We start from the raw sequence: 3039 nt of genomic DNA on the forward strand, positions 1-3039 counted from the left end.
CTCCGAGTAACGTTGTGAGGCAGGCAGAATCTCCACCGACTCACCTAATTCCTTTTTAAAAATGGCCCCAACCACGCATCACGTGGCGAATTAACGAGTGCGACTTATATTGGGTCACTACCCCAACGCGGCGGATCCCCGAGTTGATGCAATTCGACAGCGGAAAATCGATGATCCTAAACTTACCACCGAAATACAGCGCGGGTTTAGCGCGCCAGTCGGTGAGTTCATGTAAACGCGAGCCTCGGCCACCAGCCAGAATCAATGCATAGGTTTCACGAGTTAAATTACTGATATAACGTACATTAGACATAGGCTCTACTCCCCAAATAGCACATCAGTGCCGATTGCTTCACAACCACTCTTCCCTGCCGCCCTTAGGCCGCAGGATTGCATACAACTGCGTATTCCTGCGCTCATTAACGACTCCCTTACAGTTTCCAAATTTCATCCCGATAGCCAGCAATAGTCACATCACTGGAGAAGCGACCACTGGCCGCCGTGTTGCGAATGCTCATTTGCGTCCACTTTTTCGGATCTTTATAGGCCTTAGCCACTGCTTCTTGGGCGAGGCGATAACTATCGAAATCCGCCGCCGTCATCCACTGATCGTCCGCGCTTTCAATCGAGGCGATAATGGGGTCGAAAATTCCCGGTTCCAGTAGGTTAAAATGGCCACTCTTCAGTAAGGCCATGACTTCGGATAGGGCGTGGGACTCGGCGATAATGCTCTGAGGTTGGTAATCACAGCGCATTTGGGCCACTTGATCGGCGTTGAGGCCAAAGAGGAAGAAGTTATCCTCGCCGACCTCTTCGAGCATCTCGATATTGGCGCCATCTAAGGTGCCTATGGTGAGTGCCCCGTTCATCATAAACTTCATATTGCCCGTGCCAGAGGCCTCCTTACCCGCGGTGGAGATTTGTTCGGAGACATCGGTGCCGGGGCAGATTTTTTCCATCGCACTGACGTTGTAATTGGGCAGAAACGCAAAGCGCAGATAAGGCGCCACCACAGGATCGCAATTGACCATATGGGCAACATTGCTCGCGAGTTTGATGATAAGTTTCGCCATAAAGTAACCGGGCGCCGCCTTGCCACCAATCAACACGCAGCGTGGCACCAGATGCTCTGTATGCCCCTGCTGGATTTGATGGTAAAGATGAATAACATGCAGAATATTGAGTAGCTGACGCTTGTACTCGTGGATCCGCTTGACCTGCACATCAAACAGCATTGAAGGGTCAAACTCGACGCCACATTCCTTAGCAATCATTTTGGCCAGCACCGCCTTGTTGGCTTGCTTCACCTCGCGCCACTTTTGGATAAAGCTAGGATCTTGGGTTAAGGCATTGAGCGCCGTGAGTTGGCTTAAGTCCGTCACCCAACCTTTGCCTAAATGGTTGGTTAACAGTTTGGCGAGTGAAGGATTGCAGTGGGCTAACCAACGCCTTGGCGTCACCCCGTTAGTGCGATTGTTAAACTTCTCCGGCCACAGGCTATAAAAATCCTTAAACAGGCCCGACTTTAACAATTGGGTATGTAATCCAGCGACACCGTTCACCGAAAAGCTGGCCACTATGGCTAAATAGGCCATGCGCACATGGGGATCGGGGCCATCTTGAATAATCGACATGCTGGCCAGTTTGGCACCATCCCCTGGCCAGTGGTGAGCAACTAAATCGAGGTATCTGGCGTTGATTTCATAGATGATTTCTAAAATACGCGGCAGCATCAATGCCATCATACGCACAGGCCAGCGCTCTAATGCCTCGGGTAGCAGCGTATGATTGGTATAAGCAATGGTTTGACTGGTGATCGACCAAGCAGCATCCCATTCGAGACCATATTCATCCACCAGCAGCCGCATTAACTCGGGGACCGCAATACTGGGATGAGTGTCATTCAATTGCATCACATTTTTTTCAGCAAAATGAGTGAAATCATTGCCATGGTGATGTACCCAACGTTTTAAAATTGCCTGTAAGCTAGCGGAAGACAAAAAATATTGCTGACGCAGCCGCAGCTCCTTACCGTTTTCGCTGGCATCGTTGGGGTAAAGCACCATAGTGATCTGCTCGGCGAGGTTCTTGCACGCCACCGCCTCTGTGTAATCGCCTTGGTTAAATTCTGCTAAGTCAAAATCATCGGTGGCTTCAGCCTTCCAAAGTCTTAAGCTATTCACGCGACCATTGCGATAGCCGGGAACAGGCATGTCGTAGGCAACAGCGAGCACATCTTGGGTATCGACCCAAATCATGTGCCTGCGCCCTTGTTTATCGACATAGGATTCGGTGTGACCAAAGAACTTTACCGTCACATTATGGTGCGGAACACGTACCTCCCACGGGTTGCCCTCACGTAACCAGCGATCAGGGCGCTCAACCTGATAACCATCAACTATCTTTTGAGCGAACATGCCGTATTCATAACGAATGCCATAGCCAGTCACGGATAAGTCCATGCTGGCGCAACTATCGAGAAAACAAGCAGCAAGCCGCCCAAGGCCACCATTGCCTAAACCCGCGTCATGTTCGGCCTCTTCTATCTCCTCGAGGGAAACAGAGTAATGGCTTAACGCCTCGCGGCTATCTTGCTCTAACTCTAAGTTTAACAAGGCATTGCCCAGTGTCCTGCCCATTAAAAACTCGAGTGACAAATAGGCCACTTGTTTGTTGTCGTAGCAGCTATCTTTGATGCGCGTCTCACGCCAATCATCCAGCATTTGCTCTTTTACGCTGAGAGCCAGCGCTTGAAATAATTCACCACGCGCCCCTTCGCCGCGGCTTAATCCATAGCGAACATGGCGAGTAAAAGAAGCGGGTAAGGCATCACAGGGCTCGCAGGGTTCGGGTGCTGGTTTTTTCTAGTTTCAACGGCTTTTGTTGAACGTTTTTTGGGAGTAACGCCGCTGGTATTTGGGCTCAGCTCACTGTTATGACTCATAGTTAATTCCTTATAAAATCAGCATGAAACAGCATAAGACTGCGATCCTGTAGCAAGTACCGCGTCGGTGAGGACTGAGCATCCAGCGGCTCAGT

Annotated in this window: 2 pseudogenes; both read right to left on the reverse strand. The window is 50.3% G+C overall.

From position 1 onward, the window contains the following. A pseudogene (locus SHEWPOL2_RS21800) lies at positions 1 to 313 on the reverse strand (sugar phosphate nucleotidyltransferase); the annotation flags it as partial. A 118-nt stretch (positions 314 to 431) separates the two neighbouring features. Continuing rightward, positions 432 to 2944, reverse strand: a pseudogene (locus SHEWPOL2_RS21805) (glycogen/starch/alpha-glucan phosphorylase). Positions 2945 to 3039 lie beyond the last annotated feature (95 nt).

It is taken from the genome of Shewanella sp. POL2 (genome assembly GCF_000282755.1).
Lineage (GTDB): Bacteria > Pseudomonadota > Gammaproteobacteria > Enterobacterales > Shewanellaceae > Shewanella > Shewanella xiamenensis.